Source organism: Flavobacterium cellulosilyticum, from assembly GCF_004349355.1.
Classification (GTDB): Bacteria; Bacteroidota; Bacteroidia; order Flavobacteriales; family Flavobacteriaceae; genus Flavobacterium; species Flavobacterium cellulosilyticum.
On the sequence record NZ_SMFK01000013.1, the window covers coordinates 21,454 to 46,083 of the forward strand.

General features: G+C 31.6%; 22 protein-coding genes. 16 read left to right on the plus strand and 6 right to left on the minus strand.

Annotated features, from left to right (window positions below; genetic code table 11):
• The first annotated feature begins 130 nt into the window (after window positions 1–130).
• The 13 genes from E0F76_RS15210 to E0F76_RS15270 all read left to right on the plus strand — a co-directional run bounded on the left by E0F76_RS15210 (window position 131) and on the right by E0F76_RS15270 (window position 14,162).
• On the plus strand, window positions 131–1,306 hold the full coding sequence (locus E0F76_RS15210) for a 2-isopropylmalate synthase (protein ID WP_132007987.1): 1,176 nt from the start codon (window positions 131–133) through the stop codon (window positions 1,304–1,306).
• Between the two features lie 40 nt (window positions 1,307–1,346).
• Window positions 1,347–2,462: a 3-isopropylmalate dehydrogenase gene (gene leuB / locus E0F76_RS15215; RefSeq protein WP_132007990.1), complete on the plus strand. Its 1,116-nt coding sequence runs from the start codon at window positions 1,347–1,349 to the stop codon at window positions 2,460–2,462.
• A 32-nt stretch (window positions 2,463–2,494) separates the two neighbouring features.
• Window positions 2,495–4,168: a dihydroxy-acid dehydratase gene (gene ilvD / locus E0F76_RS15220; RefSeq protein ID WP_132007993.1), complete on the plus strand. Its 1,674-nt coding sequence runs from the start codon at window positions 2,495–2,497 to the stop codon at window positions 4,166–4,168.
• A 111-nt stretch (window positions 4,169–4,279) separates the two neighbouring features.
• A complete protein-coding gene (gene ilvB / locus E0F76_RS15225) occupies window positions 4,280–5,965 on the plus strand; it encodes a biosynthetic-type acetolactate synthase large subunit (protein ID WP_132007996.1) in 1,686 nt (561 codons plus the stop codon).
• A gap of 104 nt (window positions 5,966–6,069) precedes the next feature.
• Entirely contained in the window at window positions 6,070–6,594 is a 525-nt protein-coding gene (gene ilvN, locus E0F76_RS15230) for an acetolactate synthase small subunit (protein WP_132007999.1), read from the plus strand.
• A gap of 50 nt (window positions 6,595–6,644) precedes the next feature.
• A complete protein-coding gene (gene ilvC, locus E0F76_RS15235) occupies window positions 6,645–8,114 on the plus strand; it encodes a ketol-acid reductoisomerase (RefSeq protein ID WP_132008002.1) in 1,470 nt (489 codons plus the stop codon).
• 277 nt (window positions 8,115–8,391) lie between these two features.
• Complete coding sequence (locus E0F76_RS15240) at window positions 8,392–9,516, plus strand: NAD(P)/FAD-dependent oxidoreductase (RefSeq protein WP_132008005.1); 1,125 nt, start codon at window positions 8,392–8,394, stop codon at window positions 9,514–9,516.
• A gap of 9 nt (window positions 9,517–9,525) precedes the next feature.
• Entirely contained in the window at window positions 9,526–10,257 is a 732-nt protein-coding gene (locus E0F76_RS15245; RefSeq protein ID WP_132008008.1) for a methyltransferase domain-containing protein, read from the plus strand.
• A 73-nt stretch (window positions 10,258–10,330) separates the two neighbouring features.
• The gene (locus tag E0F76_RS15250) at window positions 10,331–11,383 is read left to right on the plus strand and encodes a type III polyketide synthase (protein ID WP_132008011.1); all 1,053 of its coding nucleotides are present in this window, start codon (window positions 10,331–10,333) and stop codon (window positions 11,381–11,383) included.
• A 108-nt stretch (window positions 11,384–11,491) separates the two neighbouring features.
• On the plus strand, window positions 11,492–11,920 hold the full coding sequence (locus E0F76_RS15255) for a 3-hydroxyacyl-ACP dehydratase FabZ family protein (RefSeq protein WP_132008014.1): 429 nt from the start codon (window positions 11,492–11,494) through the stop codon (window positions 11,918–11,920).
• Between the two features lie 94 nt (window positions 11,921–12,014).
• Window positions 12,015–13,304: a beta-ketoacyl-[acyl-carrier-protein] synthase family protein gene (locus tag E0F76_RS15260; RefSeq protein ID WP_132008017.1), complete on the plus strand. Its 1,290-nt coding sequence runs from the start codon at window positions 12,015–12,017 to the stop codon at window positions 13,302–13,304.
• A 109-nt stretch (window positions 13,305–13,413) separates the two neighbouring features.
• On the plus strand, window positions 13,414–13,668 hold the full coding sequence (locus tag E0F76_RS15265) for an acyl carrier protein (RefSeq protein WP_132008020.1): 255 nt from the start codon (window positions 13,414–13,416) through the stop codon (window positions 13,666–13,668).
• Window positions 13,665–14,162: a 4'-phosphopantetheinyl transferase family protein gene (locus E0F76_RS15270; RefSeq protein WP_132008023.1), complete on the plus strand. Its 498-nt coding sequence runs from the start codon at window positions 13,665–13,667 to the stop codon at window positions 14,160–14,162. The genes E0F76_RS15265 and E0F76_RS15270 overlap by 4 nt, the downstream gene beginning before the upstream one ends.
• Here E0F76_RS15270 and E0F76_RS15275 read toward each other — a convergent pair.
• The gene (locus E0F76_RS15275) at window positions 14,159–14,755 is read right to left on the minus strand and encodes a 3'-5' exonuclease (RefSeq protein ID WP_132008026.1); all 597 of its coding nucleotides are present in this window, start codon (window positions 14,753–14,755) and stop codon (window positions 14,159–14,161) included. The genes E0F76_RS15270 and E0F76_RS15275 overlap by 4 nt on opposite strands.
• A 2-nt stretch (window positions 14,756–14,757) precedes the next feature.
• Window positions 14,758–16,674, minus strand: coding sequence for a DUF294 nucleotidyltransferase-like domain-containing protein (locus E0F76_RS15280; protein WP_132008029.1), 1,917 nt, complete (start codon window positions 16,672–16,674; stop codon window positions 14,758–14,760).
• 178 nt (window positions 16,675–16,852) lie between these two features.
• Between E0F76_RS15280 and E0F76_RS15285 the strand changes: the two genes are divergently transcribed.
• Window positions 16,853–17,359, plus strand: coding sequence for a DUF2911 domain-containing protein (locus tag E0F76_RS15285; protein ID WP_132008032.1), 507 nt, complete (start codon window positions 16,853–16,855; stop codon window positions 17,357–17,359).
• 222 nt (window positions 17,360–17,581) lie between these two features.
• A complete protein-coding gene (locus E0F76_RS15290; protein ID WP_132008035.1) occupies window positions 17,582–18,775 on the plus strand; it encodes a multidrug effflux MFS transporter in 1,194 nt (397 codons plus the stop codon).
• Window positions 18,776–18,927: 152 nt separating this feature from the next.
• Here E0F76_RS15290 and fucP read toward each other — a convergent pair whose 3' ends face one another.
• From fucP to E0F76_RS15310, 4 genes are read right to left on the minus strand one after another with little or no spacing between them, the layout of a single operon-like run.
• Window positions 18,928–20,259, minus strand: coding sequence for an L-fucose:H+ symporter permease (fucP, locus tag E0F76_RS15295; protein ID WP_132008038.1), 1,332 nt, complete (start codon window positions 20,257–20,259; stop codon window positions 18,928–18,930).
• Window positions 20,260–20,270: 11 nt separating this feature from the next.
• Window positions 20,271–21,212 carry a carbohydrate kinase family protein gene (locus E0F76_RS15300; protein ID WP_132008041.1) on the minus strand — a complete coding sequence of 314 codons (942 nt, stop codon included), beginning with the start codon at window positions 21,210–21,212 and terminating at the stop codon, window positions 20,271–20,273.
• A gap of 55 nt (window positions 21,213–21,267) precedes the next feature.
• A complete protein-coding gene (locus E0F76_RS15305) occupies window positions 21,268–22,113 on the minus strand; it encodes a sugar phosphate isomerase/epimerase family protein (protein WP_132008044.1) in 846 nt (281 codons plus the stop codon).
• 45 nt (window positions 22,114–22,158) lie between these two features.
• Complete coding sequence (locus E0F76_RS15310; protein ID WP_132008047.1) at window positions 22,159–23,541, minus strand: carbohydrate porin; 1,383 nt, start codon at window positions 23,539–23,541, stop codon at window positions 22,159–22,161.
• 335 nt (window positions 23,542–23,876) lie between these two features.
• On the opposite strand from E0F76_RS15310, the gene E0F76_RS15315 reads away from it, so the two are divergent.
• On the plus strand, window positions 23,877–24,614 hold the full coding sequence (locus tag E0F76_RS15315; RefSeq protein WP_132008050.1) for an NUDIX hydrolase: 738 nt from the start codon (window positions 23,877–23,879) through the stop codon (window positions 24,612–24,614).
• The last annotated feature ends 16 nt before the right edge of the window (window positions 24,615–24,630 follow it).

Sequence of the window (24,630 nt, forward strand, 5' to 3'; positions counted from 1 at the left end):
GTTGTTAATTAGTGACTTGTAAAGTTTTTGTTTGCTTTATAAACAGTATAATCTATAAAAATGATTTTTATAATACTATAATGAAATCTATTTTTGTTCTAAGATGTGAAATTACATTAAAAAATTGAAAATGAATAGAGAGAAAGTTCAAATTTTTGACACCACTTTAAGAGATGGAGAACAAGTCCCAGGATGCAAATTAGACACTCAACAAAAACTCGTTATAGCCAATAGACTTGACGAAATGGGAGTTGATATAATTGAAGCAGGTTTTCCGGTTTCAAGTCCAGGAGATTTTTTATCCGTTTCAGAAATCAGCAAAATTGTTAAGAACGCTACTGTTTGTGGATTAACAAGAGCAGTTAAAAATGATATCGATGTTGCTGCAGCTGCCTTAAAGCATGCAAAAAGACCACGTATTCATACGGGAATTGGCACATCAAATTCACATATAATTTATAAACTGAATACTACTAGAGAAGACATTATTGCTAGAGCAAAATATGCCGTTTCTTATGCAAAAACATTTGTAGAAGACGTTGAGTTTTATGCTGAAGATGCGGGAAGAACTGATAATGATTTCTTAGCTCGAGTCTGTGAAGAAGTGATTAAATCCGGAGCAACAGTGCTTAATATTCCTGATACAACAGGCTATTGTTTGCCAGAAGAATATGGTGCAAAAATTAAGTACTTAAAAGAAAATGTAAAAGGGATTGAAAATGTAATTATCTCTTGTCATTGTCATAATGATTTAGGTATGGCTACTGCAAATTCAATTGCTGGTGCTATAAATGGAGCAAGACAAATAGAATGTACTATAAATGGAATTGGAGAAAGAGCTGGAAACACCGCTTTGGAAGAGGTAGTAATGATCTTTAAACAACACCCTTATTTGAATTTAGATACCAATATCAACTCTAAACAATTGAACGAAATGAGTCGTTTAGTGTCGGAAAGTATGGGAATGATAGTACAGCCTAATAAAGCCATTGTTGGAGCGAACGCCTTCGCACACAGTTCAGGAATTCACCAAGATGGCGTTATTAAAAACAGAGAAACGTATGAAATCATGGACCCATTAGATGTAGGAGTCAATGAATCTTCAATAGTACTTACAGCCAGAAGTGGTAGAGCTGCTTTAGCTTACAGAGCTAAAAAAGTAGGTTATGAACTTACTAAGGTACAATTAGACATCGTATACATTGAATTCCTTAAATTTGCGGATATTAAAAAAGAGGTAATTGATACTGATATTCATCAAATTATTGAAGCTTGTAAAATTGAAAGTGATTTAATTAGAAATTAATTTTCAAACTCTAGTTGAATAAACATATAATCCTTAAAAAATGAATTTAAAAATAGCTGTACTTTCAGGTGACGGAATAGGTCCCGAAGTTACTTTGCAAGCGAAAAAAGCTTTGTACGCTATTGGTGTGGTTTATAACCATGAATTTGTTTTTGAAGATGCTTATATAGGTGCAATTGCAATTGAAAAAACAGGAAAACCTTTGCCAGAGCAAACCTTGAATTTATGTAGAAATACCGATTCAATTTTGTTTGGTGCCATTGGAGATCCTAAATATGATAATGATCCAACAGCAAAAGTACGACCAGCTCAAGGTTTATTCAAGCTTCGAAAAGAATTGGGTTTGTTTGCCAATATTCGACCTATAAAAGCGTATCCAAAATTAATGAATTCTTCGCCTATAAAAAAAGAAGTTTTGGAAGGAACAGATTTTCTAGTGTACAGAGAATTGAATGGTGGAATGTATTATGGTGAAAAAACCGTGAATGAAGCGGGAACTTATGCAACGGATTTATGTGAATATAATGAAGAAGAGATTACAAAAATTGCACATTTAGCATTTAAAGCAGCGCAATCCAGACGTAAAAAAGTAACCTTAGTTGATAAAGCAAATGTTTTAGAAACTTCACGTTTATGGAGAAAAGTGGTTACTAAAATTGCAAAAGAATATCCCGAAGTAACATTAAATTGTTTGTATGTTGATAATGCTGCAATGCAAATAATTTTGAATCCAAGACAGTTTGATATTTTACTTACCGATAATTTGTTTGGAGATATATTATCAGATGAAGCAAGCGTTATATCAGGTTCTATCGGTTTAATGGCCTCGGCTTCGTTAGGGGATAAACATTCCCTTTTTGAACCAATTCACGGTTGTTACACAAAAGCAAAAGGGAAAAACATTGCCAATCCAATTGCATCCATTCTTTCTGTTGCACTGATGTTAGAACATTTTGGATTATCAGCAGAATCTAAAAAAGTTATTGCAGCAGTAGAAAAAGCAATAATTTGTAAAGTGGTTACGGTAGATTTAAATGTTGATTCACTTTTTGGCACCAATGAAGTAGGGGATTTTATAGTAAATTATATTCTTAATGAAGGAGATTTATATTTCAAAAGGGATTTTGTTCAAATAGGACAATCTACAATTGTTTAAAAATAAAATAAAAAATTACACAAATAAATATAATGGAATTAAATAAATACAGCAAAACAATCACACAAGACGAAACGCAACCAGCTTCACAGGCGATGTTGTACGCACTTGGATTAACTGAAGAAGATTTAAAGAAAGCGCAAGTTGGTATTGTAAGTATGGGTTACGATGGAAACCCTTGTAACATGCACTTAAATGATTTGGCTAAAGATATTAAAACAGGTGTCTGGAAAGAAGATTTAGTCGGTTTGATTTTTAATACTATTGGTGTAAGTGATGGTATTTCTAATGGTAACGACGGAATGCGTTTTTCATTAGTTTCTCGTGATGTAATTGCTGATTCTATTGAAACCGTTATGGGAGCACAATGGTACGATGGTATGATTGCTGTACCAGGTTGTGATAAAAATATGCCAGGAGCTTTAATGGCTATGGGTAGAGTAAATCGTCCATCTATTATGGTTTATGGTGGATCAATTCACCCAGGAAAATGGAAAGGCGAAGATTTAAATATCGTTTCAGCTTTTGAAGCTTTAGGTAAAAAAATTAAGAACACCATTACACCTGAAGATTTCAAAGGTATTATTCAAAATGCTTGTCCTGGTGCTGGAGCTTGTGGTGGAATGTACACAGCTAACACCATGTCATCAGCGATTGAAGCTTTAGGTATGAGTTTGCCATATAGCTCTTCTAATCCTGCTTTGAGTCCTGAAAAGAAACAAGAATGTGTTGATGCTGGAAAGGCAATTAAAATATTATTAGAAAAAGATATCAAACCTAGAGACATTATGACTCGTAAAGCATTTGAAAATGCTATTACTATCGTAGCTGTTTTAGGAGGTTCTACAAATGCGGTTATGCACTTAATTGCAATGGCTCACTCAGTAGGTATTGAATTGACATTACAAGATTTTCAAGATATTAGTGATAAAACACCATTATTGGCCGATTTGAAACCAAGTGGTAAATACTTAATGGAAGACTTACACAATGTAGGTGGAGTTCCAGCGGTAATGAAATATTTACTAAAAGAAGGTCTATTACACGGGGATTGTTTAACTGTAACAGGAAAAACAATTGCTGAGAACTTGGCTTCAGTTGCAGATTTGCATGATGGTCAAGAAGTAATTTTTGAAATCCAAAAAGCTTTAAAAGCAACTGGAAATATTCAAATTCTTTACGGAAACATTGCTTCAGAAGGATGTGTAGCTAAAATTAGTGGGAAAGAAGGAGAATTTTTTGAAGGCACAGCCGTAGTTTTTGAAGGTGAAAAAGATGTTATTAGAGGAATACAAGCAGGTGAAGTAAAACCAGGTAATGTCGTCATTATCCGCTATTGCGGCCCAAAAGGTGGTCCTGGAATGTCTGAAATGCTAAAACCAACCTCTGCCATTATGGGAGCTGGTTTGGGAAATACTGTCGCTTTGATCACTGACGGACGTTTTTCAGGAGGTTCACATGGTTTTGTGGTAGGTCACGTTACTCCAGAAGCTTACGAAGGTGGTGGAATTGCATTAATCGAAAATGGAGATGTGATTACAATTGATGCTGTAAACAACACCATCAATATGAAAATTTCTGATGAAGAATATGCGAAACGAAAAGCCAATTGGAAACAACCAATATCACCGATCAAACAAGGAGTTTTACTTAAATACATGCGTTCAGTATCCAGTGCCTCTGAAGGATGTGTTACTGATAAATAATTAATAACAATATCAAAAATCAATTACAATATCAATAAAAATAGTAATAATCAGTTTACTAATTAAATTGAATTTTGTCATTGCCTTTGATTTTTTGAAAAAAAATACACTATGAAAATATCAGGAGCAGAAGCAATTATCAGATGCTTATTAGCTGAAGGTGTAGATTTGGTTTATGGCTACCCTGGTGGAGCTATCATGCCAGTTTACGATGAATTATATAAATTTAAAGATGAACTTCACCATGTATTGGTGCGTCACGAACAAGGAGCTGCTCACGCTGCCCAAGGGTATGCTAGAGCTACAGGAAAAGTAGGTGTTGCTATTGCTACTTCAGGTCCAGGAGCTACTAATTTAGTAACTGGAATTGCAGATGCTCAAATCGATTCAACTCCAATGGTTTGTATTACAGGTCAAGTAGGAAAACATTTATTGGGTTCTGATGCTTTTCAAGAAACAGATATTATCGGAATTTCGACTCCAGTAACGAAATGGAATTACCAAGTTACAGAAGCGCATGAAATACCTGAAATTATAGCCAAAGCTTTTTATATCGCTAGATCAGGTCGTCCGGGTCCAGTTTTGATTGACATTACAAAAAATGCCCAGTTTGACGAATTGGATTTTAGTTATAAAAAATGTACAGGAATTAGAAGTTATACTCCTAAGCCTACATTAAATAAGGATAGAGTGAAAGAAGCCGCAGCTTTGATTAACAGTGCCAAAAAACCTTTTATCGTTTTTGGACAAGGAATAATTCTTGGTCAAGCCGAAGCAGAGTTGAAAGCTATAATTGAAAAATCTGGTATTCCTGCTGCTTGGACTATATTAGGACTTTCTGCTTTACCTACTGAACACCCATTAAATGTTGGAATGTTAGGAATGCATGGAAATTACGGACCTAATCTATTGACTAATGAATGTGATGTATTAATTGCACTTGGAATGCGTTTTGACGACCGTGTTACGGGTAATTTGGCTACTTATGCTAAACAAGCCAAAGTAATTCACTTTGAAATAGATCCATCTGAAATAGATAAAAATGTTAAAACAGAAGTTGCTGTTTTGGCAGATGTTAAAGAATCCTTACAAGCGCTTTTGCCTTTGATCGAAAGTAAATCACACGAATCTTGGCACAATGAATTCAAGGAAAAATACAAAATAGAACTTGAGGCAGTTATCAATGAAGAATTGAAACCAACAAAAGGTGGAATTTCTATGGGTGAAACTGTCGAAATGATTAACAAACATTCTAATGGGGATGCTATAATTGTTTCAGATGTTGGACAACACCAAATGTTTGCTTGTCGTTACGCCAAATTTAATTCAACTAAAAGTAATATTACTTCAGGTGGATTGGGAACAATGGGATTTGCTTTACCAGCGGCTATTGGTGCCAAAATGGGTAAACCAGAAAGAGAAGTGGTTGCTATAATTGGTGATGGTGGTTTCCAAATGAACATTCAAGAATTAGGAACTATTTTTCAAACTAAAGTACCTGTTAAAATTGTTATCCTTAACAATGAATTTTTGGGAATGGTGCGCCAATGGCAAGAATTATTTTTTGATAAAAGATATGCTTCAACCGTAATGGTAAATCCAAATTTTGTTGCTATTGCCGAAGGGTATCATATTAAATCAAAAAAAATAACTAAAAGAGAAGATTTAGATGCAGCAGTTGCCGAAATGCTTGCTTCAAAAGATTCGTATTTCCTAGAAGTAATGATAGAAAAAGAAAACAATGTGTTTCCAATGATTCCAACGGGAGCATCGGTTTCTGATATGCGATTATCTTAAAAATAGTTTATAGTTTAAGGTTTAAAGGCGTTTAAAAATAGAAACTAGATCTTCATTAAACAATTTTAAACTTTGAACAATTTTAAACTTTAAACAATAAAAAAATGGAAAATAAAATATTCACCATTTCTGTTTATTCAGAAAACAATGTTGGCTTATTGAATAGAATATCGGGTATATTCTTGAAACGTCACATTAATATATTAAGTCTAAATGTATCCGAATCTGAAATTGAAAATGTTTCAAGATTCATTATAGTGGTCAAAACTACAGATAAATGGGTGCATAATATCGTAGGTCAAATCGAAAAACAAATCGAAGTAATTAAAGCATTCTATCATATAGATGAAGAGACAATTTTCTTAGAAAGTGCTATCTTCAAAATCGAATCTAGTTTATTATTTGACGAAAGAAAAATTCAAAATATCATTAAAGAGAGTAACTCTGAAATTGTTACGGTCTGTAGAGACTTTTTCGTGATTTCAAAAACTGGAAAACGTTCAGAAATTATTGAATTGTATGATAAATTAAAACCATTCGGAATTATGCAGTTTGCACGATCAGGAAGAATATCGGTTTCTAAACAAAAAATGGAAATTTCATCGTTATTATTAGAAGAGTTAAAATAGAAAACAGGTATAAAAACCAAAAATTATTAAATATAAACAACAATTAAAAAATGGCAAATTATTTCAATTCATTACCACTTAGATTACAATTAGAACAATTAGGCGTTTGCGAATTTATGGATAAATCCGAATTTTCAAATGGAATAGATGCTCTTAGAGGGAAAAAAGTAGTTATCGTAGGTTGTGGTGCTCAAGGTTTGAACCAAGGTTTGAATATGAGAGATTCTGGTTTAGATATTTCTTATACTTTACGTGCCGAAGCAATAGCTGAAAAAAGAGCTTCCTATATGAATGCTGCTGATAATGGTTTCAAAGTGGGAACTTATGAAGAATTAATCCCAACTGCTGATTTAGTATGTAACCTTACACCAGACAAACAACATACTGCAGTAGTAACTGCTATTATGCCTTTGATGAAAAAAGGATCTACTTTAGCGTATTCTCACGGTTTCAACATTGTTGAAGAAGGAATGCAAATTCGTAAAGACATCACTGTAATTATGTGTGCTCCAAAATGCCCAGGATCTGAAGTTCGTGAAGAATATAAAAGAGGTTTTGGTGTACCAACACTAATCGCTGTTCACCCAGAAAACGACCCTAATAACGAAGGTTTTGAGCAAGCTAAAGCTTATGCAGTTGCAACTGGTGGAGATAGAGCAGGTGTATTGCGTTCTTCATTTGTAGCTGAAGTAAAATCAGACTTGATGGGAGAACAAACGATTCTTTGTGGATTGTTACAAACAGGATCTATTTTATGTTTTGACAAAATGGTCGAAAAAGGAATCGAACCAGCTTATGCTTCAAAATTAATTCAATACGGTTGGGAAACTATTACTGAAGCTTTGAAACATGGTGGAATCACAAATATGATGGATCGTTTGAACAATCCTTCTAAAGTGCAAGCATATGAAATTGCAGAAGAATTAAAAGACATTATGCGTCCTTTATTTCAAAAACATATGGATGATATTATTTCTGGAGAATTTTCTAGAAACATGATGATCGACTGGAATAATAATGATGTTAATTTATTGACTTGGAGAGCAGCAACAGGAGAAACTAACTTCGAAAAAACGGCTCCAACTGCAGCTCATATATCTGAGCAAGAATATTTTGACAATGGAGTTTTGATGATTGCTATGGTTAAAGCGGGTGTTGAATTGGCTTTTGAAACTATGACTGAATCAGGAATCATTGAGGAATCAGCTTACTATGAATCATTACACGAATTGCCTTTGATTGCTAATACTATTGCAAGAAAAAAATTATTCGAAATGAATCGTGTAATTTCTGATACAGCTGAATACGGTTGTTATTTATTTGATCATGCGTGCAAACCGTTATTGACCGAATTTATGAAAACTGTTGAAACTAAAATAATTGGAAAACCATACTCAACTTCAAATGGTGTTGATAATGCACTTCTAATTGCTGTAAATAGTAGTATTCGTCAACATCCTATCGAAGAAATAGGAACTTGGTTGAGAGAGTCAATGACGGCTATGAAAAAAATTGGATAATTGAACATTTAATGTTTTCACACTTTTAGTGTGTTGGGATTTGGTACTTAATCTTTAGTTTCATAATATTTTGAATTAGTAAGCACTTATTACAGATTTCGAAGGGTAAAGTATATATAGACTCACTTAACTTAAAATTAAATTTGAAAGTTAAGTGGGTTAATCCTAAAATAGTTACAGTAAAAAACGAGATAGAATTTCTATTTCGTTTTTTTTTTGCAACAGTTTTTAATTTAAATAGGAATAGATTTAGATAAATTACTAATTTAGCAAGACTATGAAAGTAAATTCAGATGTTATAATTATTGGTGGAGGATTGGCAGGACTTACAGCCGCTATCCATTTATCGAAATTTGGTTTGGAAGTTACTATTATAGAAAAAAATGAATACCCAAAACATAAAGTTTGTGGAGAATATATTTCTAACGAAGTTTTACCCTATTTTGAATACTTAGATGTAAAAATGGCTGATTTGATGCCTTCAGTTATTACTAAAATGGAGTTTTCGTCAGCTAAAGGTAAAATAATTTCAGCTGATTTACCATTGGGAGGTTTTGGGATAAGTCGCTTTGAATTGGATTATTATTTAGTTCAAAAAGCAATAGAAAATGGCTGCCAAGTCATTCAAGACACCGTTACTGAAATTGAGTATGTAAATGAGGAGTTTTTCATTACTACAGCAAATAATATAAAATTAAAATCAAGAATTACTATAGGAGCCTATGGAAAACGTTCGAATATTGACCAAAAATTAAATCGTAATTTTATTCAAAAAAAATCTCCTTGGTTAGCTGTAAAAGGACATTATGCAGGTGAGTTTCCAAACAATTTAGTGGGATTGCATAATTTTAAAGGTGGTTATTGCGGTGTTTCTAAAGTGGAGAACAGCAAGATAAATATTTGTTATTTAGTTGATTACGAAACATTTAAACGATACCAAAATATAGAAGAATTTCAATCTGAGATTATTCTAAAAAATCCCAATTTAAAATTGATTTTCGAAAATTCTAAAATCCTATTTGAAAAACCTTTGACCATAAGTCAAATTTCATTTGAGAAAAAAGATACCGTTGAAAACCATATTTTAATGATTGGTGATACTGCCGGATTGATTCATCCACTTTGTGGAAATGGTATGGCAATGGCAATTCATAGCGCCAAAATCGTGTCTGAATTAATTTTAAAATTTTATGACAAATCAATTGTTTCTAGAAAAGAATTAGAAAAAAAATACACACGAGAATGGAATTACAATTTTAGAAAAAGACTCAAAACAGCAAGAATTTTGTCAAAAATAATGTTGAATGAAAAATTGACTTCATTTTTGATACAGTTCATCGTGAAGTTCCCCAATTTATTGCCAAAAATCATCAAAAAAACACATGGAAAACCAATATTATAAAAATAATCAATGATTTTAGACATAAAAAATAGATCTGATGATTCTGAAATAATGGATGATTTTACTATGGAAGGAGAAATCTTACGTGAGGCATTGGATAAAATTGCCAAGATAAATCAACTATTGGGTGGAAACCAATTAACTTTACAAGGAGTTAAAGAATTGATTACAGCAATACCTGCACAAAAGGAAATATTAATTGTAGATTTAGGTTGTGGTAATGGAGATATGCTTCGAACACTCGATAAATATGGTAGAGAAAACAATTTGAATTTCAGATTAATTGGAATTGATGCAAATAATTTCACAATTAATCACGCTCGTAAATTATCTGAAAATCATCCCAATATTAGCTATCGTTGTGAAGATATTTTTGATAAATCATTTCATGAATTAAAATATGATATTTCATTATGTACCTTGACTTTACATCATTTTAAAAATGAGGAAATTGAAGAAATATTGACAGTTTTAAATAAAAATTCAAACTTTGGAATTGTAATAAATGATTTGCATAGAAGTGCGTTAGCTTATCGAATTTTTCAAGGATTGTGTTTTGTTTTTCGATTAAATGAGATGTCACGATTGGATGGATTAGTATCTATAAAGAGAGGCTTTAAAAAAGAAGAATTAATACTTTTTTCAAATAAATTAAAATTAACTAATTATAAAATCCAGTGGAAATGGGCTTTCCGTTATCAATGGATTGTTAAAAAAGACAAAGAGATAATAGACTTTTAATAATCCGTTTTTCAATCTATTATCTATCTGTCTATCGTCTAATAATCAAAAGGCCAAAAAAAGTCTAAAAAATATGAGTGTAAAAATAAAATGTGTATCCAAACAATTACCGAAATACTCTAGAACTACTGAAGAGATAATTCCATTTCTAGATGATTGGCTTGCAGGCAAAGATTCCCGTTTTATCAGGAAAGTTAAAAAAATATTTGAAGGTGCGGCAGTTGATAAACGCTATTCCATTATGGATCCGATCGAAGTTTTTACAAATACTTCATTTGAAGAAAGAAACGATATTTATATACGTGAAGTTATTGATTTAGGCACTAAAGTATTAGAAAAAGCATTAGAAAATGCCAATTGGCAACCAAATGATTTAGATTATATTATTACTGTGAGTTGTACTGGAATTATGATTCCTTCTTTGGATGCTTATTTAATTAATAAATTGAAATTGCGCCAAGATATTGTCCGACTTCCAGTTACCGAAATGGGTTGTGCAGCAGGAATTTCAGGAATTATTTATGCAAAAAACTTTTTAAAAGCAAATCCAGGCAAAAGAGCTGCTGTTATCGCTGTTGAAAGCCCAACGGCTACTTTTCAATTGGATGATTTTTCGATGGCAAATATTGTGAGTGCGGCAATTTTTGGTGATGGGGCAGCTTGTGTATTGCTTTCATCTCATAACGAAGATGATGGTCCTGAAATTCTTGATGAAGAAATGTATCATTTTTATGATGCGGAACATTTGATGGGTTTTAAACTTACTAATTCCGGATTGCAAATGATATTAGACATAGACGTTCCTGAGTCGATTGCAACTCATTTTTTAGATATTATTAATCCTTTTTTGGAGAAAAATAATTTTAAAACAGCAGATTTAGACCATTTGATTTTTCATCCTGGTGGAAAAAAAATAGTGCAAACTGTAGATAGTTTGTTTTCTGAATTAGGAAAGGATATCATGGACACCAAGGAAGTGTTGCAATTATATGGCAATATGTCTAGCGCAACTGTCTTGTATGTCTTAGAACAAATTATGGATAAGAAACCTAAAAAAGGGGCAATAGGATTAATGTTAAGTTTTGGGCCTGGATTTTCAGCTCAAAAGGTTTTATTAAAATTTTAAAAGTCAACCAGGAATTACACTAATTCTCACGAATTTTGATTTAAATAATTTTATAATTTATGCAAATACAAAATGTATTTAATTTTTGTAATTCGGGTAAAATAATATATGACAAAACAAGAAATTATAGCTAAACTGCCCTATTCTAAACCATTTTTATTTGTGGATGAATTGCTATTAATAAATGAAAATAGGGTAGAAGGAATTTATACATTTGATGAAAATTCTGATTTTTACAAAGGACATTTTAAAGATAATCCAATAACGCCAGGAGTAATTTTAACGGAAGTTATGGCGCAAATCGGATTAGTTTGTTTGGGGATATTTTTAGTAAATAATAAATTTAATAAAAACACTTCAATCGCCTTAACATCAACAGAAATAGATTTTTTGAAACCCGTATTTCCCAATGAAAAAGTGACAGTAATTTCAGAGAAAGTCTATTTTAGATTTGGTAAACTAAAATGTAAAGTCTTAATGAAAAACGAAAAAGGTGATGAAGTTTGCAACGGTACAATTGCAGGAATGATAGTTTAATATTTATTTATTTTAGATTGCCATTGCCATTGCCATTGCCATTGCTATTGCTTTTGCCTTTGTAATTGATATTGTTATTGAAACTGATTTTTTTATGAAAAAACGCGTTGTTATTACAGGTCTTGGAATCGTAGCACCAAATGGTGTTGGTCTTGATGCGTTTACCCATGCTATAAAAAATGGTGTTTCTGGAATTAAACATGATTCTGAATTAGAGCGATTGCAATTTTCATGTCAAATTGCAGGGAAACCTGAAGTGCCTCCAGAATTATCATTGCGTTATTTCACGGAATTAGAACTTCGAAACTTTAATTCCTCAGGAATTTTGTATGGTGTTATTGCAGGTATTGACGCATGGAAGGATGCAGGATTGTCGATGGAAGTCCATGATGAACCCGATTGGGAGAGTGGAACTATTTTTGGAACTGGAACTTCTGGAATTGATAAATTTCGCGAAAGCATATACAAAATTGATGATTTTCAAACCAGAAGATTAGGAAGTACTGCCGTGGCACAAACGATGAATAGTGGTATAAGTGCTTATTTGGGTGGGAAATTAGGATTGGGAAATATCGTAACAACCAATTCTTCAGCTTGTACAACAGGAACCGAAAGTATATTAATGGCCTATGAACGGATACAATCGGGACAAGCGAAACGTATTTTAGCTGGAAGTACTAGCGATTCTGGACCTTACATTTGGGGTGGATTTGATGCAATGAAAGTATGTACCTATAAACATAATGAAACACCAGAAAAAGGTTCAAGACCAATGTCTGCTAGCGCTTCTGGATTTGTTCCAGGCAGTGGAGCGGGAGCTTTAATTGTAGAAGACTTAGAATCAGCTTTGGCAAGAGGAGCTAAAATTTATGCAGAAATACTTGGTGGAAACCTAAATTCTGGAGGACAACGTGGTCAAGGATCAATGACAGCTCCAAACCCAATAGCAGTGCAAAGATGTATTAAAAAAGCAATGGAGAATGCGGGAATTCATCCAAAAGAAATTGATGCTATAAATGGGCATTTGACTGCCACATCCAAAGATAGCTTGGAAATTCAGAATTGGAGTGACGCTTTAGGTAGGAGTGGAGCGGCGTTTCCTTTTATAAACTCATTAAAGTCTATTGTGGGTCATTGCTTATCGGCAGCTGGAAGTATTGAAAGTGTGGCAACTGTATTACAATTGCATCATAATTTCATTTTTCCGAATATCAATTGTGAAGATTTGCATCCTGAAATTACAGCAATTATAGATTCAAGCCGAATACCACAAAAATTAATAGAAAAAGAATTGAATATAATCGCAAAAGCAAGTTTCGGTTTCGGTGATGTGAATGGATGTGTAATCTTTAAAAAATATAAATTACATTCTCAAACTTTCTAAAAAGGAAGGGAGCTTTATCCTAAAATCAATAATTAATAACTAATATTCTGCTAGTAAGACAATATGGTTTAAAGTTTTTTTAATGAAGTAAACTAATTAATCAATAAATATGGACAAACAAGAAATTATCGAGAAGTTAAGGAGTATAGTAAAACCGTATAGTAACAATCAGAATGCATTTGATAATCTAACGGAAAGCACTGATTTTATTAGTGATTTACAAATAAATTCGGCTAATTTAGTCGATGTGATTTTAGATATTGAAGAAGAATTCGATATTGTAATCGACAATCAATCTATGGAACGAATGCTCGATGTGCAATCGGCAATCGAGATTATAGAATTAAAATTATCTGAAAAATGATTGGCAATGATATCGTAGATTTAGCGTTAGCACAAAAAGATAGTAATTGGAGAAGGCACGGTTTTTTAGATAAAATCTTTACTGAAAAGGAACAATTACTCATTTTAAAGTCCGAATATCCAGAAACAATGGTCTGGAATTTATGGAGTAGGAAGGAAGCATCCTATAAAATTTATAATAGACAAACCCAAAAAAGAGGTTATTTTCCTTTGCAATTAGAATGCTTTACAGTAGACATCATAAACGATTTTTATTACGGGAATGTCATTATAAATGAGCAAATATATTTCACTAAAACAGAAATTACATCCCAATATATTAATACAATTGCTGTATTGAAGGTTTCAGATTTTGATTCAATTCAATTCTTAAAAAGTAACACTGCTATTCAAAAAGATAATGGATTGCCTTTTTATAGAGATCCTAAAAATGCAGTATTAAAACCAGTATCAATAAGTCATCATGGGAGATTCGAGCAAATAGTTTGTATCTAATTCAAGCCTAACCTTGATTTTAACTTTAGAAATAAAAGTGCAATTTTATAGGCATCATCTGATGATGAAATACGATCGCTTTGAGGTATTTTATAAATGGTACATAATTCATCCAGTGAAAATTGTTTGTTGTTAATATCTTTCAATTTTCGATACATAATATCAATATCCAAAGCTTCATTTTTTAATCTTCCACATTCCAATTTTTCTAATGCTACGTTTATCATTTCGACATCAAAATCGATGTGATGGCCAACTAGTACGGAATTTCCAATATACTCAACAAAAGCTTGAATACCCTCGTATTCGCTTAGCTTTTTCATTTTAGTTTCAATCGTAAATTCATTTGAAATTCCATTATCGTGAAAAAATTTATATTGAGCAATTACAATTTCAAAACTATCAGCAATAACAATGCGGTCATCAATTACTGCAAAAGAGGCGATGGATAAAATAACATCTTTTTCGAGACTTAATCCAGAGGTTTCAGTAGTAAACACAACATATCTATTTGATTTTTTTTCAAATTTAGAGAGGTATGTTTTCCAAAATTCTGGATATTCTTTATTTATATTTTTTAACCAGTCTAACATAATTATGAAAATTGGGTAAGTTTAAACTTAGTTTTAATTAGTTCTTCTAATTCTCTCATTGGAGCAAATGCATTTTTCAAATGTTCTTTATCTGCTTTTGATAATTCATGCAAATTTATAAATTGACCGGAACTATCATTTTTCAATCCTTCCAATGTTCTAAATTTTGATAAAGTTAAAAATGCTTCCGCACAATTGAGATAAATTTCACTATTTCTAGGATCAACAATAGATAATTGCTTGAATCTGAGATAAGTATTATTGACCCCTTTTACGGAATAACTCAAACTAAACAAACGAGCTGCATCAATAAGAGGCATTAAAGCACGTGTTTTTATATCGAATTTATCCTTGTTTACTCCTAATTCTTCCACATTGAAATTTTTGAAAAAGGTCAAAGGTGAATTTTTCCTTAAAGCATCATTTCCAAGAAAATCAAAGAACAATACATTATTTTTAACATTATTAAAAATGACATTTTGTATGGCTTCTTCCAACTTATGTTCTCCAAAAGCAATTTCGAGATCAAAGAAAATACTACTTATTTCATTGCTGTTTTCACCTGGAGTATTGATCCAATTACTGTATTGTTTTGTCCAGTCTGTCAAAGACTTGCACCAAAGCATATTACTTGCTATATGACCATTAGGACATAATTCATATCCTACATTTTCAAGGGAAACAGTTGTTCTTTTTGCCAACTTTATAAAATAGTCCTTTACGTCTCTATATTTATCTGGTGTAACATCTTCAAAGATTAAAATTGAATCCTGATCTGTAGATAATAATTGTTCTTTTCGTCCTTGGCTACCAATACTTAACCATACAAAACGAACAGGAGGAGAGCCTAAATCTAAAATTGCTAATTCTACTGACCGCTTAATAATTGCTAAATTAATTTCACTAGCAATATTGTTGATGTGAGAAAGCGGTATGTTTTTATGCAAAGATTTTTGAATAAGTTCCGTCAATCTTTTTCTAATTGATTTTAAATCTTCTGCAGACTTAGAACGTTTTATTTCTTTAATTAAAACTCCAGGATTACTGGCTTGGGCAACAATTAAATCATGTTCAGAAATAATTCCTTTTACAGTTGATTTATCGGTTCCATCATTGGTAACACATAAATGAGTTACATTGTATTTTAACATCAGTAATTGAGCTTCTGCCAATGATACATTTTCCATAATTGTAACTACTGGTGATGTCATGATTTTATCAATAGTTGTTGAAATAGAATATCGTCCAGTTGCAATTTTTGTAGACATATCAGTATGTGTAACAATACCAATAGGAAGATCGTTTTGACAAACAATAGCACTATTTGTAATTGTATTCGTCATAAGTTGAGCTACTTCTTGTACAATACTTGATGTGGTTATTTTAAGAGGAGTTGTGTTATAGGATAAAGATTGAAAATATTGCATTTCTGACTTTTGGTCGGAGTAGTATATGTTATCTGATACCAATTTTCCATGAAGATTTTCAATTTCATTTGGATTACTTGAATTTGAGGCAAAACTTTCCAATAAATATTCCAAAACATTAGAATTATGAGTGACAAACGTGCGGAAAGTAGCAATTGGAATAGCATAAATAATACTTTCTTCTCTTGCCTTGGCAGTCATCATATAATTATTTTTGGCAAAAAATGGACGTAAACCAAAAACATCACCTTCAACACATTTATTGATTAAAGTTTCTTCAGCATCGGCAATTACTGTTAAATTGATAACACCTGATGCAACAACATAGAAACTATCATGTAATATATCATTAATATGGAATAAAAGTTTATGCTTTTCTAGGTTAATAACTCGAATACTTGTAGCAATTTCTGATAGTTCTTGAAAACTTAAATTGTCAAAAGGCGGATATTTTTTTAAGAAATCAGCGATATGTTCGGCTATAGTATTCATAAGGATTTTAATATTATCGCTTGTAAAAATAATGAATTAATAAATTATAATATAGTCATTAATTGAGTAAATCGAATATTTTATAAATTTCTTAATTTTTTCTTAAAAATTCTATGATTAATAGTAAAATAAAATTAGATATTATAAATTTATGATTCAAACTAAATTATTTTAAATCATGGGATTACAAAAAAAAATTAATTGGATTTTTATCGCATTCTTAACGGTAACGTTCATTAATGCACAAAATAAACCGGCGAGTCCTGCAGCTGTTGCCAATGGAAAAATTAATGACGCCACCATTAGCATTAATTATAGCAGTCCATCTGTAAAAGGAAGGAAAATATGGGGAGAATTGGTTCCGTTTAACAAAGTTTGGCGTGCTGGAGCCAACGATGCCACAACTTTTGAAACTGATAAAGACTTGACTATTGAAGGTGCAAAATTACCTGCAGGAAAATATTCTTTTTTTGTTATACCAAACGAAAAAGAATGTATTATAATTTTTAATAAAGAAGCGAAACAATGGGGAGCATATAAATACAAAGAAAGTGAAGATCAATTGAGAGTCACGGTTAAACAAAATACAACTGACTCAAGTACTGAAAGTTTAGCCTATACCATAAATAAAAATAATATTGTACTGAGTTGGGAAAAATGGAATATCCCATTTAAGGTAAAATAAGATAAAATCTGTTTTCATTAAAGCATTAGCAATTATATTGTTGATGCTTTTTTTATTATGATGATTCAGAACAAATAGTGGATGTTTTGTATATTCTATTTTACATAATATAAATTATAGGTCAAATAATGACATTAAACTTCATCCATAATAGTACTATCAAAATGTATTCAAAAATCTAATAGCATATATTTGCAAAAAATTAAACAACTAAATATTTTGATGGATAGAAAAAAATATATCAAATTAATTCTAATCTTAGGTTCGCTTACCGCACTTGGACCTTTTTCTATAGATATGTATTTACCTGGATTTTCAGGAATTGCAAAGGATTTGAATACTAGTGTTGCAAATGTTGCCATGACATTATCAAGTTATTTTATTGGTATATCGGCCGGACAATTACTTTATGGACCATTATTAGATCGTTTTGGAAGAAAAAAACCTTTATATATTGGACTTTTTGTCTATATTTTGGCCTCTTTAGGTTGTGTTTTTGTTACAGATATTGATGCTTTTATTGGATTACGTTTCATCCAAGCTGTTGGAAGTTGTGCTGCTACAGTAGCTTCAGTTACTATGGTTCGCGATCTATTTCCTGTAAAAGACATTCCTAAAGTATTTTCTTTATTAATGCTGGTGGTTGGGCTTTCTCCAATGTTAGCGCCTACCATTGGTGGCTATGTAACAAATAGTTTTAGTTGGCATGCTGTGTTTTTAATTTTAATGTTCTTAGGGATTTTTGTACTTATTGCAGCTCGTTTTGGGTTACCAAGTAATTATGAACCTGATCAATCGATTTCATTAAAACCAAAACCTATTGTAAATAATTTTTTAATAGTTTTAAAAGAACCACAGTTTTTTACCTACGCATTTACAGGTGCTGTAGCTTTCTCTGGATTGTTTATTTATGTTGCTGCATCACCGATATTATTTATGGATATTTATAAAGTAGACGCAAAAACCTATGGTTGGATATTTGCTTTTATGTCTATGAGTTTTATTGGTGCGAGCCAACTTAATTCGCTATTGTTGAGGAAATTTTCTAGCGAACAAATGATTTTTGGTGCCTTAATAACTCAATTATTAATTACAATAATTTTTTTAATAGCGGCTTTATTTCATCTTTTGGATTTGTATGGAACGATTACGATGTTATTTTTGTTTTTAGGATGTCTCGGTATAACTAACCCAAATACTGCAGGACTTACCCTTGCTCCTTTTAGGGCCAATGCCGGAAGTGCATCTGCTTTAATGGGTGCTATTCAGTTGGGATTTGGCTCATTGGCTTCTTTTGCAGTTAGTTATTTTGTAAAAGATTCTTTGATTCCTATGGTTATATTAATGACTATTTCAACTACTTCCTCCTTTGTTATTTTAAATATCGGAAAAAGATCTATAAAAAAATCTTATTAAATTTTTCGTAAATTAGAAGTAAATAGATTACTTGTAAAAAAAAAGCATCCATAAAAATATTTAAGGATGCTATTTGAATGTTATTGCTGTTTCTATTATGATTAGAAATATTTATTACCTTTCTTATTAAAAATCAGCTATTTTAACTTCTTTTATGAGTTTATTATTTTAGAATGATGGTATGAAGTGTATCCATAAAGCGTCACTACTGCTAAACAGAATAAGGGTAATATAAAAGAGAAATTTACTTCTGGTATAAAACCAAATACTTTAAGATCAGAGAAACCAGGTCCACCCCAATCTAATATACTTGCTTGCAATAAAGGCATTAATGCACCTCCTACAATTGCCATAACCAAACCTGAAGAACCTATTTTAGCTTCATCACCCATATCTTTTAGAGCAATCCCGTAAATTGTTGGGAACATAATTGACATAAAAATTGAAATTGAAATTAATGAAATCAATCCAGGTATTCCTTGCAATAGAATTGCTCCAGAAGCACAAATCATTCCTCCAACACCAAAATACATAAGCATTTTCGAAGGATTTATATTTTTCATCATGGCTGTACCAATCCATCTTCCCATTAAAAATAATATCATTGCTGCAATATTATAGTTTGTCGCTGTAATATTTAACCCAAAGGTATGATTGATATTGTCAACATATTGATACATAAAAGTCCAGCAAAGAATTTGTGCACCAACGTAAAATGCTTGAGCAATAACTCCATTTTTATAATTTTTGTTTGCCAATAATTTTTTGAAGGATTCAGAGATAGACATTTTTTCTTCATGAACTGTTTTAGGCATTTTAGTAAAAATGATGATAATCAAAATTGCCAATACAAAAATTCCTAATCCTATATAAGGAATACTTATAATATTTAAATCGTGTTCTCTAATGGATGCTAATTCATCAGATGATAAGGCTTTGAATGTTTCTGGTGTGTAATTGTTTGATTTTATGCTTCCAATGACCAATTGTTGAGCTAAGATTAATCCAGTAATAGCTCCAATTGGATTAAATGCTTGAGCTAAATTTAAACGTTGTGTTGCCGTTTTATTATTACCTAAGAATAAAATTAAAGGATTTGATGTTGTTTCAAGAAAGGCCAAACCACATGTTATCACCCAAAGTGAAACAAGAAAAAAAGTATAACTTTGATAATGAGCAGCAGGATAAAACAAGAAGGCTCCTGTTGCATATAAAATTAGACCTAGTATAATTCCCGATTTGTAACTGTATTTTCTAATGTAAAGTGCAGCTGGAAAAGCCATAAAAAAATACCCAAAATAAAACGCCATTTGAACAAATGATGCTTGCAAATTAGAAAGTTCAGGCATTACCTTTTTGAAAGTAGACACCATCGGAGCCGTTAGTTCGTTTGCAATTCCCCAAAGGGCAAATAATATTGTAATTATGATAAATTGAAAGGCTAGTTCCTTACTAACAATTGGAATTTTTTTTAATTGATTCATTTTTTTTTTATTTAATTATTTGAAAATGGATTTGATTTTAAAGAATTGGAATTTGTGAGTTCAAAGCCACATAAAAACTCGTCTATTTCAGATTGTAGAATTACTGGATTTGCACCTTCACTTTGTGCAACAATCGCTCCAATGGCACAAGCTTGATTAAGGGCAAATTGAGGGTCTTCTTCGTTAAGTAACGTCATGATTAATGAAGCCAAAAATGAATCTCCTGAGCCCACAGTGTCAACTACATTTACTTTGAATCCACAATTGTAATAAAATGTATTTTCAAAATAAAGTACAGCACCATGAGATCCTAGAGTAACGCAGACTGTATTTGTATTTGTAACTTCAGAAATGAATTTAATGTTTTGTTCTAATGATTTTTTATTTGAATTTAAATCTTTGCAAATTTCGTTCAACTCATCATCATTGAATTTTATAAAATCTGCTGTATCCAATAAATCTTTTATAGTTTTTTTTGCATAATGAGGACTTCTTAAATTAACATCAAATATTTTATATTTAGCAACTTTCAAAAGTGCGTTCAACGTTTTTTTAGAAACTAAATCTCTACTGGACAAACTGCCATAAACCAAAAAATCTGCGTTTTTAACTATTTCAATACTTTCAAGTGAAGATTCAATTTTATCCCAAGCCGCTGGATAATTGATGTCATAGGACGCATTGCCTTTTTCGTTTAAAATAACGTTGACTATTCCTGTTGGATAAGTATCGCTTACTTGGATAGCTTTAGTTTTTATCCCCGAATTATTTAGGTAATCGACTAATATTTTTCCATTAGTATCATTCCCAATACTGCTTATCATTGCAATATCTCCTCCTAACGAGTTTAATCTCGAAGCAACATTAAGTGGAGCTCCACCAATTTTTTTGTGTTCCAAGAATACATCAAAGAGGATTTCGCCAAAACAAACACCTGTTAATTTCTTTTTCATTTTATTTTTTTAAGTAAAACAATATATTTAGTAATTTTTTATGGTCGACTAATGTTTAATTATACCATTTATCGACCATTTTTTTCATAAACAACAAGCTTCCTTTTGCAAGATCTTCTGAATTGTATTTCGAAGGTCTCCATAAAGAAGTTGGTTCAACCAATTCTTTTATTTGTGATGAAAAATTTTCAAGAACTAAAGGTCCTTGATAATTAATTTCTGCCAAAGCTTTGAATAAATCATCCCAATGTACGTTGCCTTCGCCAGTCATTCCCCGATCACTTTCGGTAATGTGAACGTGTTTTAAATTATTTCCTACTCGAATTATTGGGTTGTAAAAATTACTTTCTTCAATATTCATATGAAAAGTATCGAGATGCAATCCAATGTTTTTTGCGCCAATACTCTCGATCATTTCCAAAACTTCTTCTGAAGCAGTAAATACATAGCTTTCGTAGCGATTAATCGGCTCAGGTGCAATTGTAATGTTGTACAAGTTGGCATAATTAGCAACTTCAGTAAATACCTGCTTAATAATTGCTTTTTCACCAACTGTACATGGATTTTTTGTGAATGTTCCGATTGCCGAGTGTAATACACCTCCCAAAAAATCACCTTCCATTTCGGCCACTTTGTCAACGGCTGATTTAATGATGGTCACGGCTTTTTCAGGATAAAAAGGAATGTGACATTCAGTAGGTAAATTCAAAGTACATCGTCCTGAAATTCCATGTTTGTCAAGTTGTTTTTTTGTTGCTTTTGCATCGAAATCCAATGAAGTAGGCAAAATAATTTCAAGCATGTCAAAACCATATTCGGCTGTTTTTTCGATAGCATAAAGTCCTCCATCACTACTCCATCTGGGGATAAAGGATAAAATTGTTGTTCCAAATATTGGCATATTTATATATTTTAAATTAAATTATTATTTTATAGATTCCTTGTGTTAAAATAACCACCATTCTGTTTTAACTCCAATGTAGGAACCCCAACTTTTTTGATTCACTTGTAAATAAGGAGAATAATTATGGTTGCGTGCGTAATCGTTATAGTGGGCTAATGTATAAACCAAACGGATGTGAGGACGGCTCCAAGGGTCTTTTTTACCTAATGGAACAATTGTGGGTGCAATAGAAAATTTCCACATACTAGCATCAGGATTATCTCCGTCTTTTCGAACAGCATAATGAACTTCTTCTATTAAATGCAACCAATTCGTAATATAATAGAAGCTTCTGAAACCCACTACAAAGTCTGTTTTTTGGTTATACAATTGATTCCCATTGAAAAATTCATCTGTATTAGTACTCGCAGAGCCTCCTTTACTTTTGGTGTAAACTCCATAACCATTTAGACTAAATTTTTGCGACAAATTTAACAGAAAATGTTCTACCATTGTAAATGAATAGGCATTTGTATATTTTCCATCGGAATCTGGCGCACCATAAGTTGCCCAAGTAAAAGTATTTCCATTGTCACCACCATTAGCAATTCCTGCACCATATCGAGCAGAAAGCTGATTAAATGAACCCGGTAATTTAGTTTTAAATGTATTATTATATTTGACGCCAACGACCCAACCTTTATCAGCAGGATATACTTTGGAAGCGGTTTGGGAATTGGCAGCAACATAATGAAATTCTCCTAAAAGCTTAATTATATTGTTATTTTTCAAATGAATACTGTGCTCACCTATCCAAACCATTCGTTGGCGAATCGCTGAATTTGTGGCGCCAGCAACGGTAATTTGGTAATTATATGGAAATACATTCGTTGAATCGGCCGAAGCAGGCATTAACATTGTGAGTTCTGTGTTTTTATGGCTTACGCCGAATCCTTGTGCAGAATGATCATCAAAATAAAAATAATCACTGATGTGAATGTCATCATAACGACGAAAACGTGATCCTGCCCATGCAGACCATTTACTTCCCATAATGTTTCTTGCTTCAACAAAAGCTTCGGGAAGAATAAAAGTTAGACCACCATTCGATCGAGAACTAACGTTACCAACAAACTGGCCATTAGCAGAGTACATTCCCAATCGCATTTGGAAAGTAACATTGGTGCTGTCCGTATTAATTATTTTTGGAGTGAAATGTATTGCAGGTAGAATATCAATATAGTCATTCTGTTCCATGCGTCCTCCTAAAGAACCTTGACCTGAAAGATTTAAAGGCTTCCACATATTTCCTTCACCATTTGGAGAAAGTCCAACTCCAATTCTCCCTGTTGTTCCCAGAGAAAAATTGGGATTGGTAATAACAACTTGTGAATAACTATAAATGGATGTTATAGTAATTAAAAGTAAAACAAACTTAATTTTCATTGCTTTGATTTAGAATAATAAATTTCAATTTTAATAAACGTCATTATGACAATTATTTTTCAAAAGTAAAAAAATAATATGATTTAAAATTAAAAATAACGAATATTTTTAATATATTAATAAATTTATCTAGAGTTTTAAGATAATGTAATATAAATATAGCATATATATGTTTAAATACACAAAAAGTATATGTGACATTTAATGTGTTTTATTAGAGTATATTTATTAAAATGAAATCATAAATAAATCATTACTTTTGTAGTAATAAATAGATTTACCAATCCGATTATAATTTCGAAAAAAACTATAATAATTAAATTCCTATACATCTTATGTTTCCTAAAATAATTCCTAATATTTCAGTTGACTGTGTCGTTTTTGGATTCAATATCACTACTAAATCTTTGAATGTATTGCTGTTAAATAGGTATTTAGAATCTAAAGAAAGCCAAGAAATATTGGTCAATGATTATGTGCTTACAGGATATCATGCCTTGGAAAATGAAACAATAGATGATACAGCCACTCGAGTTTTAAAGGAATTAACTGGATTTGATAATCTTTACAAAAATCAGTTTAAAGTTTTTGGAGATCCCAATCGTTTGATGAACGAAAAAGACATTATTTGGGCAGAAAACCAAAATTTCAATCAACGAACTATAACAATTGCTTATTATTTTTTAGTAAAAACGCATGAGGTTGACATAGAAAACAATTTACATCAACCACAATGGTTTCCAGTGAATAGTTTACCAGAATTAGGATTTGATCATAAATTGATAATCAACGAGGCTTATGCTGATTTAAAAGCAAAATCATTGACTGAGCCAATCATTTTTGAATTGTTACCTAATAAATTTACAGTCAAAGAATTGCAAGAAGTGTATGAATCTATATTGTGTATAGAAATTGACAACAGGAATTTTAGAAGAAAATTGTTGACCAAAAAATACCTAATAGAACTGGATGAAAAGCAAGTTGGCGTTTCTAAAAAACCGTCCAAGCTTTTTATGTTCAGTAAAGATATTTACCAAAAAATATTTAAAGAAAGTTATTTGATAAGTATTTAATTTTTTAATTAAACAG